The sequence below is a fragment of the Stenotrophomonas maltophilia group sp. RNC7 genome (assembly GCF_030910085.1).
In the GTDB taxonomy this organism is placed as follows: Bacteria; Pseudomonadota; Gammaproteobacteria; order Xanthomonadales; family Xanthomonadaceae; genus Stenotrophomonas; species Stenotrophomonas sepilia.
This window is the reverse complement of the sequence record NZ_JAVFVN010000005.1, coordinates 1-506: the sequence shown is the minus strand read 5'-3', so window position 1 is coordinate 506 and position 506 is coordinate 1. Positions and strand designations below refer to the sequence as shown.

Here is a 506-nt window from a genome sequence, read left to right as displayed (position 1 = left end):
ACGGTCATATTGTTGTCCAGTGCGGCTTGTATAACTTCTACAAGTTTCTTACCATCTAAGTAAGCCCAAATATATTTCCTTTTCATCCTAATTCCTCCATCTTCTTTTATTTTATTTTCTCAATATGAATGCAATCTCCATTTTTATTATATAAATCTATAAATCCCATTTTCTCAATTGTATCTATATCTCTGTTACAAAGATAATTTCCATTCTCATAAAACTCTTTGTGCGCCACATCGTTTAATTTATTGAGTGTAGCTTTCCTAGTTCGTGTTATTTTTCCATCTACCCATATAATTTTGAATATGTATTCTTTCATTCCTCTAGCTCCTTTTTATTTATTTTCTTAGTAATATGATACCTATTATTAATCTTTTATGTAATTAAATTATTCTTTAAGTTAATTTAATTGTAGCATAGTACCGTTTTTGTTGCAACCCTTTTCAATAAAAAAATTCATTTAAAAGATAATTATCTTTGACATAAGGATAATAATAATATAT

General features: G+C 26.3%; 1 protein-coding gene. It reads right to left on the bottom strand.

Annotated elements, in window-relative coordinates; translation table 11 throughout:
* Positions 1-106: 106 nt before the first annotated feature.
* Positions 107-322: a hypothetical protein gene (locus RCF13_RS00035; RefSeq protein WP_308140648.1), complete on the bottom strand. Its 216-nt coding sequence runs from the start codon at positions 320-322 to the stop codon at positions 107-109.
* Between the last annotated feature and the right edge of the window lie 184 nt (positions 323-506).